Raw genomic sequence first — 18,209 nt, forward strand, 5'->3', positions numbered from 1 at the left:
AAACAAGGCTTTTAGTGCTAAAGTTAAAATTATCTCTGTTAGATAATTGTTACTTTAGTTTTGAGAAATCAAAAGGTCCGATGTAACCAGCTTCTGTTCTTGTCTCTACCCCAGCAGGGCGAACGTAACCACCAGCTACCTCACCGAATGGGTGTTGAACCGTCATGCTTAGGTAACCCTTTCCATTGATGTTTTTGTGCCAGAAAGGCGAAGTAGTTTCTGAACCGTATGGTCCTGTAAAGATACGTTCCATCTTGCCGTTTTTGATGTTATACGACCACGCCATATCATTAGGGTGTGCACTAGTGTCTTCACCAATAACAAGGATGTCAGTATCTTTTAGGAATGTAAGGTTATCAGGACTAGCAATGCCGTTAACATCACAAGTGTTACCTTCCAAAGGTGTGCCTGTGTAATCTGTTGGCGTACCAGCGACTAGGCCTTTCATGCTGTAAACGGCATAGTCTGTTCCAATAGTTTCATTTTTAGCGACGTCTAAAGCGTAAACACCACCACAACCATTAGAAGCAACTTGGATATCATCAGCACCGTCACTCATAGAACTTCCTACGTTCGACATAGCTATATATAGCTTGTTATCACGTTCATTGAATGTGATACCTTCTTCTTTTTTGAACTCTGTTGTTGCACCTTTATAAGCCGCCATACGACGTGTCTCAAAACGAGCTGCCAAAGCTTCATCCGCTGCATCTACAGTTGTGTCATTGTTCACATCTTGTAGTTGTAAACACTCTGCCCCTGTAGCTGTTTTAGTATAAACAAAACCGGCTGTTGGACAAGAAGTGCCTGTAGGAGCTTCTGTTGCAAAAATATTAGCAAAAGTAATACCGTCATTGGTGGTGTAATCATTATCTGGGTCTAATAAAGATTTAATCGTGCTATCGGTTGAGTGACCCAGGTCAATCCAGGTAATAATTGCTTCACCTAAGCCACTGTTTGATGTTTGGTTCCATTTAGCCGCATATAGTTGACCAGAGCTTAAATCTTCCGCTGTATCGGCTACAAACATAAATAAACCAACATCTGTACCATCATCAGAAAGGTAAACCGTTTTGTTGTCTGGCATAACATAAGCTAATTCATGTGCGAAACGCCCCATTGAATAGTGTTTGGTATAGTCAGGCGTGCCGTCTGCATTTACTTTAACTTCTGGAGTCCAGCCATAGTAGTAAGGGCTGTTAAGAGCAGCATTACCCCAGTATTTATTACTTACTTCATTGTAGTAACTGCCTCCTGGAGACGCGGCGTTTGGTTCATATTCTTCTGAACCTAAATGTGAGTTCCAAGGTGTTGTCATACCTGCACAATGAACCCAACCACCAAATTCTTCTTTTTGGCTAACAAATTGTAAAGAGTTTGCTTTAACGCTTAATTTACCATCAGCAGCTTGCTCTATTTCACTCATATACATAGCACCAGGTGCACACTCAAACTGGGCAACTGAATAAATTTTTCCGTTTTTTTGTAAGAATGAGAAATGGTCTAAACCAGAACCTGTTCCAGTATCAGTTCCGTTACATAGAACTGGTGATCCATCTAATTCAGTAATCACCGCGTCGGTATAGTCTTTTACGGCACCAAATGTTTCACCATTATTAGTGTCACCTGTTTTGATTAAGGTTGTATAGCCAATGGCTTGTGAGTCACCTGCAATCGTTACTTCAGTAGTTGCTCTAATACTGTTTTTTTCTGCCTCAGTAATCGCCGGAGCAATCTCTGTAAATTGAATGTCTGATGAATATATGCTACCAGGAGCTCCAGTTGCTCCAGTTTCACCATCTTCAGGTACACAACCAACTAAAGTAATAGTTGAGGCTGCTAAGGCAATAGCTATTGCTTTGTTTAATGCATTCAGTTTCATTTTATTCTCTCTAAGTAATTGGATAATAAGTTGTGAGTTCGGCTATGAATTTTAGAAAGGTTTTATGACAACTGGATTAATTGAAAATAGCATTTTGTTTAAAGAAAAATGACAGGAATTAACCGTTTGAAGTGAAAATTTAGGTTATAAACATTATTTGGGAATAAATTATAAGTATCTATATTTAACAAATGAGTTAATCAACTTAATGACTGCTATTTTATGTTTGGATTATTGTTACTCTTTTATTAAATAGGTTGATTTGCAATTTACCCTGTGCTTACAACATATAGGTTGATCTCTGGGTATGCCAGGCCTGGTAAATTGAGGATTAAAGCATTTGATTATGTTGCGCCATGGAGTGCCAGCGACCTTTATCGCCAATAATCATATGGTCTAAGGTTCTTACTTCAATAAGTTCAAGAGCAGAGCTTAGAGATTGGGTAAGTTGAATATCGGCTTGGCTTGGCGATGGATCGCCTGAAGGGTGGTTATGTGCCAAAATAACGGCTGCTGCATTGGCACTTAAAACGGCTTTTACAACTTCTCTAGCATGCACTTCTGCTTGGTTGAGCGTGCCTTCAAAGAGTATTTGTAGCTCAATCAATTGATGTTGTTGATCTAATAGCAATATGGCAAAACGTTCACGACTTTGATGAGAGAGTTCATGAGAGAGAAATTGAGCAACGAGTTCTGGACTGGTAAAGGCATTGCCTTTTTCTAGGCCTGATTGAAAGTGACGGCGTGACATTTCTAACACCGCTTTTAGTTGAACATACTTGGCTTGCCCTAAGCCTTTTGCTTTACAAAAATCGGTTTCATTGGCTTTGAGTAAATTATGTAAACTGCCAAATTCATCTAGTAAATCTTGAGCTAAATCCACCGCACTTTTACCTTTAACTCCTACACGCAAAAATATCGCTAATAGCTCGGCATCGGTGAGTGTGTTTTCACCAAATTTAATCAATTTTTCTCTTGGGCGATCATTTTCATGCCAATCACTTATTGCCATAGCTTTATATCACTTATTATGTGGAGTTTATTTAGGACTTTAATTTGGTTTTTGATACTATAAATTTCAAATTTATCAGGCCTGGTATCTTTAGGTTTTATCCCTTTGTTTTGGATAGAGCCTTAATCGTTTGGTTTTTATATTAAATTATATTTAAGTAATATTAAGTAATAGGGCGTATATAAGCAATGTTTAAAGTTGAAATGAAAGTTCGTGATTATGAGTGTGATATACAAAAAGTGGTGAATAACGCCGTCTATCAAAATTATTTAGAACATAGTCGCCATGAATATTTATTAGCTAACAACGTTGATTTTGTGGCTCTGGCTAAAGCAAGTATTCACTTGGTCGTGGTGCGGGCTGAGCTGGATTACAAACAGTCTTTGGTGCCAGGTGATGACTTTTATATTACCGTTGAGGTAGAAAAAGAGTCGCGAGTTAAGTATGCCTTTATTCAACATGTTTACCGTAAAGCAGATGATAAACTCATGCTTAAAGCCCGCACCTTAGGAGTAGCCTTAAATGAAAAAGGCCGCCCCGTTGTGTTTGAGGCATTAGATAAATTGGTCACTATCTAAATGCCCACATTTAACATTGTTTGTTTAAGTTGCGGTTTTGCCTTTGGTTAATTGAATTTCTAATGGGCCAGAGGTATCTAAATGTACATCTCTTTGTGGGAATGATATTTCAATGCCCGCTTCTGCAAACTTACTGTTAATGAGTTCATGTAAGCTAGATCGAGTAATAATCATTTGATCTAGGTCATCCACAAAGCAACGTAATATGAAGTTAAGTGAGTTGTCACCGAAGGCATCAAACACTACAGTTGGTTCAGGATCGGTTAACACACTTGGATGTTCATTAGCGGCATCTAACATAAGCTTCATCGCCTTTTCAACATCACTTCCGTAAGCAATACCCACTTCTACTTTTACACGGTTGATTGGGTCTGAGAGCGTCCAGTTAATTAATTGCCCAGTAATAATTTGTTTATTAGGTATAACGAGTTCTTGTCGTTCCCAGTTTACTATGGTTGTGGCTCTGATACGGATTCTAGAAACCTTTCCTGTCACTCCGTCAACGGTCACAATGTCGCCTACTCTAATAGGTTGTTCAAACAGTAAAATAATACCGCTTACAAAGTTGGCCACAATTTCTTGCAAGCCAAAACCTAAACCAACTGATAAAGCGGCCACTAACCATTGAATATTTGACCACTCTATCCCCAGTGCTCTAAAAATAAGAATAAAACCGATGATGGCAATAATATATTGTGTTAATGAACTGGTTGCATAGCGAGCTGCATTACTAATAGGTAGATATTTAAGTAGTGTAAATTCTAAAATTCCAGGCAAGTTTTTAGCAAGCAATAGCGTTACAAAGCCTAATATTAAGCCTTGTGACAAATCACCTAAAGTAAGCGGAACTTGTTGAATAACGCCATCAATTACCTGAGATTTAGTGAGAGGTAAAGTACTGTCATTGATTAAGTTTAGGGCAAGTAGTAAATCACTCCAAATTAGCCAAGTACCTACTGCAAGAGCCACAAAGAAACCAAGGCTAACGGTTTGTCTAATTTGGTTGCTGAGTTTATCGTAATTAATTTCATCCACTTCAATCGGCGGAATGTCAGCACTCTCTTTTGGTGTGTCTTGTTCGTCTGCTTGTCTAGCTAACATTAAGGCTTCTTGTTGTTTGACCTTTTCTGCAAAATGCTGCTTTCTTTCAGATAAGTAGATGCTACGTAGCAAGAGCTCTCTAAATATATAGGCGATGAGAATTAAGCCTATGGTCAAGTTGAGTCTTTCAGCAATAATAAGTGATGAGTAGTAATAGCCTGAAATGGTGCTCCAAATTAAAAATGCTGGAATTAATAATAAGGCAGGAAACCAAATAAAGTGTATTTGCATCCAGTTGTTTTTTGGGCTTTGTAAACGGGTGTTTTTAATAATGTCACTAGAAGGCCCCCACAGTTTGAAGAGCGTTAAAGTCAGTAAAATCATTAATCCAATAAAGCCAAGACGGCCTAAGACTTGCCTATCAGAAGGGCCTGTTGAATCTGTGTTTAACCCAATAATGATAATTAAAAAAACGGCGATAGGTACCGCCCATTTAAGCACTTTGTAAATAGTTTTATAGGTAGGTTCGTGCCAGCGAAAATGTCTTTGTGCTAATCCATTGTCCCTACAAATCTGTTTTAATCCTCCTAAAATGAACAACAAAGTACCTGCGTTGATAAAACTGTTTATAAGACGTTGCGAGTATTCAGATGGAGTACTTAAATCGTTTAATAAACTGGCCAAACCAAAAAACACCAGTGGTGGGGTGAGTGTAAGTGCCAGTGTGAACCCCACCGCTTTTAAGGTGTAAATAAACGAATCTGTCCGGATAGATACAATTTTAGTTGCCGTCTCTTCAAGGCCTTTTATAAAACGTTTTCTCATGTAAATGAGCATGGCTATTATGAATAACCATATAGCAATCATTGTTCGTTGTTTATTCACACCCTCTTTAATGTCGTCTAAAAGAGCATTGCTATTTTGTGAGTCAAAAAACCAATGTAAGCTGTGGCTTAAAGCCTGAACCGAAAATAATGAATTAGCCTGAACATTGGGCAACCATAATAAATTGTTATCTAAAAAGTGAGAATACTTGGCAATTAACTGCTCACGTTTGTTGTAAAGTGCATTTAACTCAGAAAGTTTGCTAACAAAGTCAGGATATAGACTTTGTAACTCATTGGCTGAATCAATATATTTTGCTTGAATCTCTTCCAACTGAGACTGTATTTGAGTCAATTCATTTGGGTCATTTATGTGGATTTTTCCAATTGTTTGGTCAACCAACTTGCTAGAACTTAGTTGGTTTGCTTCACGGAGTTTTTCGCTTAATAGCATTTGTGCTAACACGGTATGGTTAAGCTGGTCTTTAATTTTTAATGCCGTTGATTCTTTAACCCGATAACCTGCTAAACTTTCAACTCGTTTGTGGAGTACTTGGGCAATAATATCCCTAGAGCCTTCTATGGCAACAATTTGTTTATCGCGGCTAAAATCAGCCTCTATCGCGTTATTAGTATTGGTAATGTAGTTAATTTGTTGTTGTATTTGTTGCTCTTGTTTTACTAAGTTGGCTTTTTCTTGCTGTACATCAATAATCTTAGCTTGGATAGAATAGAGCGGACTTGAAGGGTCAAGCTGGTCTTTAACCGTTTCCTCTAATTCGTTTTCTGCTTGCTGAGTTTTTTGGTTTTGCAAAATACCTTGTAGACGATTAACTATTTGTAACTCTAATGCTTTATTTTTTTGCCAGTAATCACGTTCTACTTGGGCGTTCTTAGTTAAATCACCTAAGTTATTAATTTGAAAATCGAGCAGGTTGAGATTGTTTTGCAGTAATTCTTGACGTGCCTTAAAGCTAAATACACTGACCTGTGTAGATAAGTCAGTTTGCTTTGGTGCCGTATTATTTGAGGTGTTTTGGGTGAATTTCTCAAGCGTTTGTTCTAAGTTTACTTTTTGTTTGGCTCCACTTACTGCCAACGCTTGAAATTGATTTAAGGCTTTATCCCATTTGAGGTAGTTATCATTGGCTAAATCTAATGCGTTTTGAGTGGTGTCTAATAGAGTGTTTAAACGATCATTTGAGATGACTTCTTGAGTGAGCTTTTGGATCTCTTCTAATTTTTTGGTTAATCGAGCAAGGTTAATGTTGATTTCTAGTTCACGCTTGCTTGAATCAGCCACATTTTGTTTTTCTGTATTAAGAACTTCAAGAGTTTTAGTACTCGATAAAATCCATGATTTAGCTTGTTCTAACTGTAATGATAGGTCGTTTTTTTCAGTGTCATTTAATGCATTAGATTGGCTAACAGCTTGGGTTAGAGTTTCAACCGTATCAATGGATACTGTTATGGCTTTAGAGGTGTTTACCGATTCAGCTGGATCAGCTGCCATGGCTGTTTGCCCAAAAGAAACTATGGCAAATATCCAAATTAAAAAAACGGTGAGTCGCATTTTGTTACCCCTAAATTAGCTTAAAAACATTCTGTTTTTTATTTATGGGCACCTCGATTAACCCTTGATGAATTCAGGCAAGGCCAAGTTAGTCATATCAAGGCGTGAAGATGAAGGAATGTCTATACATTGCAAATCTTCACAACACAGAGATGGCTAACTTGGCTAAGCCCCTACGGGCGGGCTCTAAGTCCCGTTGAATTTCATCAAGGGTTAGTTGAGATGCTCTCATGTTATTAAACAGATAACCGCTCAAAATTCCTAGTTATATTTTGTTTCACTCTGCAAAAGCAAGCAAATATTATTATCTTTGCTTTATTGGTTTTGCATTTTGGTTTATTTGTAAGTAGATGTCGTTATTTTTTGATTGTTTATCCGTATACTGGTAGATTAACAATGTTTTTTTCTTTATATGGCTTAGTTTTATAAATAGAGAGGTTTATATGAGTTTAACGAACAGCAATGAACGTTATGGCGCTTTATCGATAGGAATACATTGGCTAATGTTTCTTATTATTGTCATGACTTTTGCCAGTATAGAGTTGCGTGACCTTTTTGAAAAAGGAACCGAAGCAAGAGACTTCATGAAAACCATACACTTTACTTTGGGTTTAACTATTTTGGCATTGGTAATAGTGCGTTTATTCATTATGTTACCGCAAAGACAGCCAGTAATATTGCCAACACCTGATGATAGATTGCAAAAAGTAGCCAAGGCAATGAAAGTCAGCCTTTATCTATTCATGTTTGCTATGCCAATATTAGGTTGGTTGATTCTTAGCGGAGCAGACAAGTCGATTCCGTTCTATGGTTTTGATTTACCAGCCTTAATAGAGCCAAATAAAGATCTGGCACATACGATTAAAGAAGTGCATGAATTTTTGGGTGAGATTGGTTATTGGTTAATTGGTATTCATGCTGCCGCTGCGTTGTTCCATCATTACGTTTTAAAGGACAATACGTTAAAACGAATCTTGCCAAAAAAATAGTTCAACAAACCATGCCATTAACATGGCTAACCGAAATATAGTTGCCTCAACCATCATTCTCTTAAGCAGCGACTAAAAAGAATCACTTAAAAATCACAATACTTGGCCTTTTGCGGGTCAAGTTTAATTCAATTGCTCTCTTCTTTATCATTATCTAAATCTACATATACTTTTTAATAAGTATTTGTTTATAAAGCTAAAATCCTTCTTCCTTATGCATTGTTATTTCGTCGATTTAGTGGGTTTTTGCTTCTTAAATTGAGACAAAACTTGATTTGAGTCATCTATTTTTTATTTTGTTATTTAAATTACCCCTTTCGGGTGAAGAACTAATATCGTTTATATGGAATATTAGACTTGGATTAAGCTTTTTATCGTATTGGCTTAGAAAAGTGTATTAGTTTTTCAGTCTCAAAAAATAATTACAAGGAGGGGGGATGAAGGCAAAAACAAAAAATATAAGGCGCTCAACCAAGTCTTTTGGTCTCGTGGCAATGCCGTTACTTATGTCTGTTTTTATTACAGGTTGTTTTGAATCGTCATCAAGTGATGGTGTAGCTGATAGTGGTATTTACTTTCCTATTGATGGGGTAGATTACAGTGCAATAAGTTTGGATAGCGGGGTTAATGGCTTAGCACCTGGTGCAAGGTTGTTAGCTTCTCAATGTGCTCAGTGCCATGGCACTTATGGTGTTGCAGTAGCAAATTGGCCAGACATTTATGGGCCTGGTGGCGTTGGAAATGCAATGACGACATATCAAGATGTTTCATATATCGACAATATGATGTACATGCATGCAAAGGCTTATACGACAGATGAAGTAGATTTATTAAAAACCTATTATTCTAAAGTCATATACACACCAGCTGGAGGAGGCTAATGATGAGTAAATCAACGGTTCAAATAGACGTAAGTCAGGCCATTTGGTCTCGTCGTCAATTACTAAAAACGGGTGCAGGTTTGTTAGCAGGATTATCTGGTTTAACAAGCTTAAAAGCCTTTGCTGCCGTTCCACACATTGTTGTGGTTGGGGGTGGTTTTGGTGGGGCTACCGCAGCTAAATATTTAAAGATTTGGGGTAAAGACACGGTTAATGTGACTTTGATTGAGCCTAATAGTAAGTTCAGTTCTCCCATCTTGAGCGGCATGGTGGTGACTAGCCAATTAGAAGTTGAGAAATTAGATTTTGGTTACAATCGTTTAACGGGTATTCATGGTGTCAATCTTGTTCAAGACCGTGTGACAGCTGTTGATTCGGCGGGTAAAACGGTAACATTATCAGATGGTGTCACTACCATGAATTATGACCATTTAATTGTTGCTCCTGGGATTGATTTTATTGATGTACCAGGTTGGGATAAAACTAAACTACCGCACGCTTGGAGCGGAAGAGAGCAACTGGTTAATTTTCAACAGCAACTGGTTAATTTTCCAGTAGGTGGAACTTTAGTTATTAAAGTGCCAAAACTGCCATATCGTTGTCCTCCAGGACCTTATGAACGTGCGAGTACCGTAGCCGATTATTTACGCGTGAATAATAAAAAAGCCAATGTGATTGTTTTAGATCCACAGCCAGATATTTCAGTAGAACCGGATATGTTTCATGCACTTTATACCGAATTTGGGGTGGATTATCGTCCTAATATAGAGGTCAGTAGTGTCAATTCTGGTGATGCAGATGGAAATGGTCGATCTATTACCTTTAGCCAATCTGGTGGAGCGAATCAAACGATTGAAGCCGATGTTATTAACTTAATTGGAGACCATAAAGCGGGTTCAATTATTTTTGATGCGGGTTTAAATGTCGATAATTGGGCTCCGATTAACCCATTAACCTACGAGTCAACTGTTGCAGGTAAAGAAAATATTTATGTTTTGGGTGATTCTCAAGCCACTTCACAAGTTAAAGGTGGTCAAGCAGCTAATGCTCAAGCTAAAATTTGTGCGGATGCCATTTTAAGAATTATGGCTGGTGATACACCTTATGCAACACCAATTACTACAGTGGGTTGTTCTGCACCAGTAACTCAAACCAAAATCAACTGGGCAGGTAAAGCTTGGCGATATGATTCAGGTACGCAAACAATGGTAGTTAGTGTAGGTAATGCTGCTCCTGAACCTAGTGAGGCCTATTTAGGGCCAATGTTAAAATGGGCTAATAATCTCTTTGCAGATACTTTTGGTTAAATTTTACCAGGCCTGGTAAAGTTTACTTTATTCAAAATATAAAGAGGTTTTGCACGAATGAATAAAGGGTGAAAGCAGTGGTAATTGACTATTTTAAGACTAGAAAATCTTAACTTGTTTTTTCTCATTCCTGACTCGTGTAGCAATGATCTTATAAAGCTAAATTGTAAATAAACAATTTAGCTTTTTTTGTTTTATGCATATGCATGCCAATGTATGTATTCATTTCTACTAAATTAATTCTCTAAAAATAAGCTTTTGTACTTAAGACAAATGTCTATTAAGACATATGCCCTCTGTTTTGTATGGTTTTATTCTGTACTATCAAGTAAGAATTTTACATATTTAATAAATACACAACTAGGATTGGCTATGAAAATAACAAAAGCCCCATTTGTACTGTCCGGAATATCTATAGCGATATTATTAGCCTCTTGCGGCGGAGGAGGCAGTAGCAGTACAGATACAACTACAGCAACTACGGCAAGTACAACAAGTGTGGTAAGTGGCACGGTTCCAGGAACTCTAATTGAAGCTTTTTGTGCAGACGGAACTTACTATCATGTAAATTCAACGGATGATGGCACAACCGAGCATCCGTTCTCAATTTCATTACCTAATAATGTCGATTGTCGATTAGTTATGACGACGAATGAAGATGATCCGGCAACAAGAGTGATTACTTCTATACAAATAAATTCAGGGCTCGTAACAAGTGGCCTGATTAACATGTCAGAAGATTTTGAATTAGGCTATGTTCCGCTTTCATTAACGCGTACAGGAGTGGATGCTGATGGTGATGGCGTTGCAGATGCTCCTCTAGCCTTGCCTTTAACATTACCTGATGGTGTTGTGGTTAGAGATGTAAGTTATGACTCTTTGGATAAAGACGGTGACGATATACCAGATGTCTATAACGATGAAGATGATGACGGTGAGATAAATTCGGAAGACAGCGATTACGTTAGAGTTGGCGATACAGATGGCGATGGTATTGATGATATTTATGATCTAGATGATGATAATGACGGCCTAAATGATGAAGCTGATTCTGACGACGATAATGACGGTACGCCTGATAGCGAAGATTCTGACCATGACGATGATAATGAAACGACTTCAACAACGGTTTACACCCCGGTTTCTGAATATACCTTAACAACGGGTCGCTTATTAGCATCTCAATGTGCACAGTGTCATGGCACAAATGGTAGTTCAACCAATAGTTGGGACAGCATTGCTGGTGAAAGTGCTAGTGAACTTATTGAAGAGATGAAAGAGATTCAAGCGGGTGAAGAAGATCTTATTATGCAAGCACAGGCACATGGTTATAGCGATGCCGAAATAGAAGCTTTAGCAGCATGGTTAGCAACTCAGGCTAACTCAGATAATGACGATGATTAAGGAAAGTGAATATGAATAATCAATTATCACGAAGAAATTTATTAAAATCACTTGGTCTTGGTATTGCTGCAACCGCTTTACCAGGCCTGGTAAAAGCTGCAGATACTTTGCCTCACATTGTTGTTGTCGGAGGTGGTTTTGCTGGAGCAACCGTTGCAAAATATCTAAAAATGTGGGGTGGTTTAAGTGTACAAGTTACCGTTATTGAACCAAACTCAACTTATGTATCACCTATCTTAAGTAACTTAGTACTGAATGGTCAAAAGACCACAGATGACTTAAGTTTTAACTATATTAATCATAGCCAGAAATATGCTGTAAATATGCTACATGATACGGTGACTGCGGTTAATAACACCGAAAAGTCTGTTACCTTATTAAGCGGTGGCAGTATTAGTTATGATAAGTTAATACTTGCTCCTGGAATTGATTTTGACTCTGTACCAGGCCATGACTTTACGAAAGTACCTCACGCTTGGAAAGCAGGAGAGCAAACTAATCTTTTAAAAGCACAAATTGATGCGATGAACGATGGTGATAGTTTTATTATGACTGTTCCAAAGGCTCCTTATCGCTGTCCTCCAGGGCCTTATGAACGTGCTTGTGTCGTAGCGGATTATCTCAAAAACACCAAAGGGTTTACGGGTTGTACCGTAAAAGTACTAGATGCAAACGCTGCAATTACGGTTGAAGCCGATACCTTTGGAACAATGTTTACAAGTTATGGTGTGGAATATATTCATAGTGCAACAGTATTAAGCGTTGATTCAGATAATAAATCGGTGACTTATACGGTTGGTTCAGATGCCACACCAATTACTGATAGTGCCACTACGTTAAATGTGATACCAAACCAGAAAGCGGGTCCTATCGTATTTACGGCGGGTCTTAATGAGGGAAATTGGGCACCAATTAATCCTTTAACGTATGAATCAACTAAGCTAAACGGATCATCTGAAGCAGTAGGTTTAGATATTCATATTATTGGTGATTCACAAGGAACAGGCTTGCCAAAAGCAGGACATATTGGAAATTCAGAAGCAAAAATTTGTGCTGATGCAGTGCTTCGATCTTTAAAAGGGTTGGATCCGGATCCAGCACCAAAAACCAATTCAGCTTGTTATAGCCCAGTATCTGCAACAACGGCTTCATGGTTAACTGCGGTATATGAATACAATTCAGATACAAAGCAAATGCAGCCTATTGATATCGTTCCTAATAGCGTTTTAGATAAGTATGCTTCAGGAGCTCCAAGTGCAGAAAATTATCGTTCGATGTTTAATTGGTCAGGTAATTTATTTGCAGATACTTTCTCTTAAATATTTTCAATATTGAAGGCTTAAAGATACAGTTAAGTAAATAAATAACTTAATCAGCAATTAAGTCAGCAATTACATCAATAAGTCTTCAAAAAAGAAAGCAACTAACTCATGCCGGCCTGATATGCCGGCTTTTTTGTATAAGTTGGATGCTTGTTGACGAACCGTTTTCTCTTTAGTCTCTCGTACCGCTGCAATTTCCTCTAAAGTTAGGCCTTTTAATAGAAGTAAAGCCACTTCTCTTTCACTCTGAGTAAAATTCCAAAGATCAAATTGCGATTGTATGATTTTGGAGAACTCTCCCTTCAACTTATTACTTTGTTGTTTTGCTGTATTTAATGCTGCTTCAGCTTGAATAAGGTTGCTTCCCATCTTTTGGAGCGTTTTCTTTTGTTTCCAAGAGGAAAATAGCAAAACGCCAAATGCAGTCAATGACATCAATCCCATAAATAGTTCAATTAAAATATGGGCATTAAGTTCTCCCATGCTATCCCAATCATAGAGAATATCTATAAGAGAAATTAAAAACAGGATAATAAACACCCCTAAACTAAAACGGACGATATGCATGGCTAGAGCCTTTATTTATAAGAGGTTGTATCTTGATATTCATAAAAGTAAGAGTAATAAAAAGTATTCGCTTATTATGTAAACTCGGTATCATAAGTGTAGTTTAACTTTTGAATATGAAATATAGATGAAAATACTAATTGGGGTTACAGGCGGTATTGCCGCATATAAATCTTTGGAACTGACTCGGCTTTTTATTAAAGCTGGGCATGAGGTTCAAGTAGTGATGACGGCGGGTGCAAAAGAGTTTATTCAACCGCTCTCTTTTCAAGCGTTGTCAGGCAATCCTGTGCGTGACAGTTTATTTGATGTAAACCAAGAAGCAGGCATGGGGCATATTGAACTTGCCCGTTGGGCAGATGTCATTGTGGTTGCACCAACCTCTGCAGAAACCCTAGCCAAATTAAGAATGGGCCGTGCAGATGATTTGTTAACCACTTTGATTTTAGCAACCGATAAACCTATTGTTTTAGCCCCAGCAATGAATCGTTTAATGTGGAGCAATCAAGCGACTCAAGAAAACGTAACGGTTTTAAAACAACGTGGCTGGACGTTATTACAACCAGGTTCTGGTGAGCAAGCCTGTGGTGAAGTGGGTGAGGGCCGAATGCCTGAACCACAACAAATATTTGACGCCGTGATTGAGGTTGAACAACAGCAAAAAGAAAATTACCAGGCCTGGTCAGAGTTAAAAACATTTTGGCAGGGTAAATCATTACTAATTAGTGCTGGGCCAACCTATGAAAACATCGATCCAGTGCGTTTTATAGGCAATAGAAGTTCCGGAAAAATGGGTTTTGCACTTGCTCAAGTGGCAGCTTTGGCTGGTGCTAATGTCACCTTAATTGCTGGGCCTGTACAATTAACAACACCTGATAAAGTAAAGCGTATTAATGTGCGTTCAGCACTAGATATGTTTGAGGCTGTCCAAAAAGAGTACGCTCAAAACAGCTATTTTATAAGTGCGGCAGCGGTTGCAGATTTTAGAGTGGCAGAGATGGCTGAGCAAAAAATCAAAAAACAGGCAGATAATGAAAATATGACGCTTGAATTGATTAAAAACCCTGACATAGTTGCCTGGGTAGCTCAACAAAAAGATAAACCTTTTGTAGTAGGGTTTGCCGCAGAAACTCAAAATGTCATTGAGTACGCTAAAGACAAATTAAAGCGTAAAAATTTAGACATGATTTGTGCTAATCAGGTGGGTGAAAATCAAGGTTTTGAATGTGACGATAATTCGCTAACTGTTATTACCCATTCTCAGCAACAAACATTTCCAAGTTCATCTAAGTATCAACAGGCAATCGCAGTGTTAAACACGATTTCTGAAAATAATTAAGATTATATTCCCCTCTCTATAGACCCTACGAACACGCTGTCTAATGCCTGTTTTTAGGGTTTTTACCGCTAAATTTTAAGTTTAGGCCGTTTGTATACGTAGTTTTGATTTGTTATGGTAAAAAAACAAATACAAATTAGGGTCAGCATTTTTCATGAGATTTAGTCATCTTTCTTCCGTATCAGCAGGTGTTTTTTCAGTCATTTTTTCCAATCAAGTTTTTGCTTCTAACGATTTAACGTTAGGTGTTTGGTATAACTACGCCAATGAAAACGATAACGTTCCCGGTAATAGTTATACCGCCAATGGTGATTTTGGAAACGGTGCTGTTATTTTATATGCTGATGGAGCGGCTGAAAAAGGCAAAGGAAATTGGTCGTATTCAGCTGAATTACGAGTTGGTCCGGGTTCTTTCACAGACACTCTAAATAATTCAACGGGTGATGAAATCTCATTGCATAAAGCTTGGGTTGGGTTTGATTTTAGCAATGATTACAAATTAATCATTGGTAAAAGTCAGGTACCTTTTGGCTGGAAAACCACTAATTTTTGGCCTGGCGATATGTATCAGGCAGGTTACGGTGATCAGATGGATGTTGGCTTAAAACTAGAAGCCAAAAAAGGTAAATTGAATTACAACCTCGCTTATTACCTTCAGGATGATTGGTGGGCAACCAGTACTGATACTACCGATGACAACCGTCATTGGGGTTCTTCTACTACTTACCGTAAGGTAGGTACTTTTGTTGCCGATTTTAATACGGCAATTGCTCCAAATCATACTGTGGGTGTGTCATTGCAAACGGGTCAGTTACAAGACTTAACTGGTGAGCGTTCTAATCCTTTAACAAAACTCAATAATAGAAATGAGTCAGACGGTGATCAAACCGCGGCGGTCATTTACTATAAAGGAACATTTGGTCCAACTTTTGTCAATGCAGAAGCGATTCAGACACAACGTTCTATGCCAGGTGACTTAGTCGCCGTTGATGGGATTGCCAGTAAGCACAAAACTACGCGTTATGCGTTTGAAGTGGGCCGCACTTCCGGAAACTGGAGATATTACTTAGATGCCACTTGGGCAGATTCGAGCACCAAGGGTAATAACAATAATATGATTGCCGCCTATGCTCCTGGCGTTAGTTATGATTATGGTCCTGGTTGGATCTATGCTGAATACTTAACTCAAAATGGTTATATCGATCGTTATGGCGATGTGGTAAATGACAAGTATGAGTTTAGTGCTCTTTATCTTTCTATGGATTGGTATTACTAAACATTCTCCTGATTTTTTAACGTCATATTTCTGAAGCGTTTCATTTTATAAAACCAATATTTATTGGTTGTCATTTACAAGGGCGGAGAACGCTCAATAGCATTAAAGTAATACACAAAGGTAGTTCCAATGAGTGAAGTCGAAAAAATTGAAGCCGCAAAGTTAAATCCAGCGGTGTTTTTTAGTGCCTCTGGTATCATCGTTTTATTATTAATTTACACCTCTTTTATGCCTGAACAGGCAGGTTCATTTTTTAAAAGCTTGCAAAATATACTCGTTGATAATGGAGGGTGGTTTTATATTCTGACCGTTGCCATACTTTTTATTACCGTTGTATTTTTAGGCTTATCTCGTTACGGTGAAATTAAACTGGGACCTGATCATTCCACACCAGATTATTCTGATATTACTTGGTTTTCGATGCTGTTTTCTGCGGGAATGGGAATTGGTTTAATGTTTTTTGGAGTGGCTGAACCCGTTATGCATTTTTTGGCACCACCAGTCGGTGATGCTGGCACTATAGAAGCGGCTCGAGAGGCTATGCGAATCACCTTTTTCCACTGGGGACTTCATGCGTGGGCTATTTACGCTATTGTGGCATTAATTTTAGCCTTTTTTAGTTACCGTCACGGTTTGCCGCTGACTTTACGTTCAGCCTTGTATCCGCTGATAGGTGAAAAAATATATGGCCCAATTGGGCATGCGGTTGATGTGTTTGCGGTAATAGGAACCGTATTTGGTATTGCAACTTCTTTGGGTTACGGCGTTCTGCAAATGAACACGGGTTTTAACTATTTATTTGGTATGCCTGTGGATACGATTTCGCAGTCGTTGTTAATTTTAGCGGTCATGTCATTGGCTGCGGTATCTGTTGCAACGGGGTTGGATAAAGGGATTCGCCGTCTTTCTGAATTAAATATGAGCTTGGCGGTTCTGTTGATGTTATTGGTGCTAGTGTTAGGCTCTACCGTATTCTTACTGCAAGCGATGATACAAAATGCAGGTGCTTATTTATCAGATATTATTAGTGCGACATTTAATCTTTACGCCTACAAAAAGACGGACTGGATAGGTGGTTGGACTATTTTTTACTGGGCTTGGTGGTTAGCATGGGCTCCGTTTGTTGGGCTATTTATTGCACGTGTTTCTCGTGGCCGTAGCATTCGCCAGTTTGTTATTGGCGTATTATTTGTACCAGTAGGCTTTAGTATGATGTGGTTTACCGTTTTTGGTAATTCCGCTATTGATATGATTCTAAATCAAGGTTTAAGCAGTCTTGGTGACCAAGTGTCTAGTGATGTTTCCCTCGCACTATTTGCATTTTTAAATCAATTTCCATTTGGTGACGTGCTGTCGGGTATTGCCATTGTTATGGTGATAATCTTCTTTGTCACCTCTGCAGACTCGGGTGCATTGGTAGTAAATATGCTGTGTTCAAATGGTCGTGATGACACGCCAATGTGGCAGCGTATGTATTGGGTCGTTGCTATTGGATTGATTGCGATCATTTTATTGCTCGTGGGAGGGTTAGGTGCTTTGCAAACCATGACCATTGCTAGTGCTATGCCATTTTCGATTGTATTATTAATGACTACTTATGGATTGATTAAGGCTCTGCGTGTGGATATTGCTAAGCGCGATAGCTTACTTTCAAATGTCTATCCTATTCCAAGTGAAAATGGCGATAGTAGTTGGAAGGATCGTTTACATAATATTGTAGATTATCCAAGTCGCTCTGCAGTAGGGCGTTATATTCAAACAGTCGTTAGCTCGGCTTTTAACGAAGTAGCGAAAGAATTAAAAGAGCAAGAGCTTATTGTAGAAGTCGAAAATGAAAAAGACCTTGATAGAATACGTTTAATTGTCCGCCACGGTGAAGAGATTGATTTTATCTATGAGGTACGCAGTCGTTCACATTTACGTCCTGAATTTACTCAAGTAGAAATGCCATCAGAAGAAATGGATGAGAGTGCTCATTATTATCGTGCTGAAATTCATTTACGTGAAGGTGGGCAAGATTACGATGTAATGGGGTGGTCAAAAACCGCTATTATCAATGACATTATTGATCACTATCATAAGCACATGCACTTCTTGCATGTATTACGATAGCTTGCTTGAGAGAAATTATGTTCAAACTTATGTTCAAGAATACTTTCAAAATCTTACTGTATTAGCTAGTTGAATTAGTGATGATAAAACCTCAAGTCATAG

The 18,209-nt window shown here is 38.3% G+C and carries 13 protein-coding genes; 9 read left to right on the forward strand and 4 right to left on the reverse strand.

The features are described 5' to 3' along the window. Window positions 1–49: 49 nt before the first annotated feature. Window positions 50–1,882 carry a PhoX family protein gene (locus tag ACORJQ_RS03290; RefSeq protein WP_321325979.1) on the reverse strand — a complete coding sequence of 611 codons (1,833 nt, stop codon included), beginning with the start codon at window positions 1,880–1,882 and terminating at the stop codon, window positions 50–52. 331 nt (window positions 1,883–2,213) lie between these two features. Beyond that, a complete protein-coding gene (gene radC / locus ACORJQ_RS03295) occupies window positions 2,214–2,894 on the reverse strand; it encodes a RadC family protein (RefSeq protein ID WP_321325981.1) in 681 nt (226 codons plus the stop codon). Between the two features lie 188 nt (window positions 2,895–3,082). Between radC and ACORJQ_RS03300 the strand changes: the two genes are divergently transcribed. After that, the gene (locus tag ACORJQ_RS03300; protein ID WP_321325983.1) at window positions 3,083–3,472 is read left to right on the forward strand and encodes an acyl-CoA thioesterase; all 390 of its coding nucleotides are present in this window, start codon (window positions 3,083–3,085) and stop codon (window positions 3,470–3,472) included. A gap of 24 nt (window positions 3,473–3,496) precedes the next feature. On the opposite strand, the gene ACORJQ_RS03305 is transcribed toward ACORJQ_RS03300, so the two are convergent. Then, window positions 3,497–6,910, reverse strand: coding sequence for a mechanosensitive ion channel domain-containing protein (locus ACORJQ_RS03305; protein WP_321325990.1), 3,414 nt, complete (start codon window positions 6,908–6,910; stop codon window positions 3,497–3,499). 443 nt (window positions 6,911–7,353) lie between these two features. Here ACORJQ_RS03305 and ACORJQ_RS03310 point away from each other — a divergent pair, with 443 nt between their 5' ends. The 5 genes from ACORJQ_RS03310 (at window position 7,354) to ACORJQ_RS03330 (ending at window position 12,810) form a co-directional block, all read left to right on the forward strand. Next, window positions 7,354–7,899, forward strand: coding sequence for a cytochrome b (locus ACORJQ_RS03310; protein ID WP_321325993.1), 546 nt, complete (start codon window positions 7,354–7,356; stop codon window positions 7,897–7,899). Window positions 7,900–8,336: 437 nt separating this feature from the next. After that, window positions 8,337–8,780: a c-type cytochrome gene (locus ACORJQ_RS03315; protein WP_321325996.1), complete on the forward strand. Its 444-nt coding sequence runs from the start codon at window positions 8,337–8,339 to the stop codon at window positions 8,778–8,780. Beyond that, window positions 8,780–10,087, forward strand: coding sequence for an FAD-dependent oxidoreductase (locus ACORJQ_RS03320; RefSeq protein WP_321325998.1), 1,308 nt, complete (start codon window positions 8,780–8,782; stop codon window positions 10,085–10,087). Before ACORJQ_RS03315 ends, ACORJQ_RS03320 begins: the two co-directional genes overlap by 1 nt. 372 nt (window positions 10,088–10,459) lie before the next feature. Then, window positions 10,460–11,491 (forward strand): c-type cytochrome, encoded by a 1,032-nt coding sequence (locus ACORJQ_RS03325; protein ID WP_321326000.1) that lies wholly within the window; start codon window positions 10,460–10,462, stop codon window positions 11,489–11,491. A gap of 11 nt (window positions 11,492–11,502) precedes the next feature. Continuing rightward, entirely contained in the window at window positions 11,503–12,810 is a 1,308-nt protein-coding gene (locus tag ACORJQ_RS03330) for an FAD-dependent oxidoreductase (protein WP_321326001.1), read from the forward strand. A gap of 72 nt (window positions 12,811–12,882) precedes the next feature. Here the strand turns inward: ACORJQ_RS03330 and ACORJQ_RS03335 are convergent, their stop codons facing one another. Then, the gene (locus tag ACORJQ_RS03335) at window positions 12,883–13,380 is read right to left on the reverse strand and encodes a helix-turn-helix transcriptional regulator (RefSeq protein WP_321326003.1); all 498 of its coding nucleotides are present in this window, start codon (window positions 13,378–13,380) and stop codon (window positions 12,883–12,885) included. A 127-nt stretch (window positions 13,381–13,507) separates the two neighbouring features. Between ACORJQ_RS03335 and coaBC the strand changes: the two genes are divergently transcribed. The 3 genes from coaBC to betT all read left to right on the forward strand — a co-directional run bounded on the left by coaBC (window position 13,508) and on the right by betT (window position 18,107). After that, a complete protein-coding gene (gene coaBC, locus ACORJQ_RS03340) occupies window positions 13,508–14,719 on the forward strand; it encodes a bifunctional phosphopantothenoylcysteine decarboxylase/phosphopantothenate--cysteine ligase CoaBC (protein WP_321326005.1) in 1,212 nt (403 codons plus the stop codon). A 154-nt stretch (window positions 14,720–14,873) separates the two neighbouring features. Then, window positions 14,874–15,995: a hypothetical protein gene (locus tag ACORJQ_RS03345; protein ID WP_321326007.1), complete on the forward strand. Its 1,122-nt coding sequence runs from the start codon at window positions 14,874–14,876 to the stop codon at window positions 15,993–15,995. Window positions 15,996–16,124: 129 nt separating this feature from the next. Continuing rightward, on the forward strand, window positions 16,125–18,107 hold the full coding sequence (gene betT / locus ACORJQ_RS03350) for a choline BCCT transporter BetT (RefSeq protein WP_321326009.1): 1,983 nt from the start codon (window positions 16,125–16,127) through the stop codon (window positions 18,105–18,107). Window positions 18,108–18,209: the final 102 nt, after the last annotated feature.

The sequence above is a fragment of the Thiomicrorhabdus sp. genome (assembly GCF_963662555.1).
Taxonomy (GTDB): domain Bacteria; phylum Pseudomonadota; class Gammaproteobacteria; order Thiomicrospirales; family Thiomicrospiraceae; genus Thiomicrorhabdus.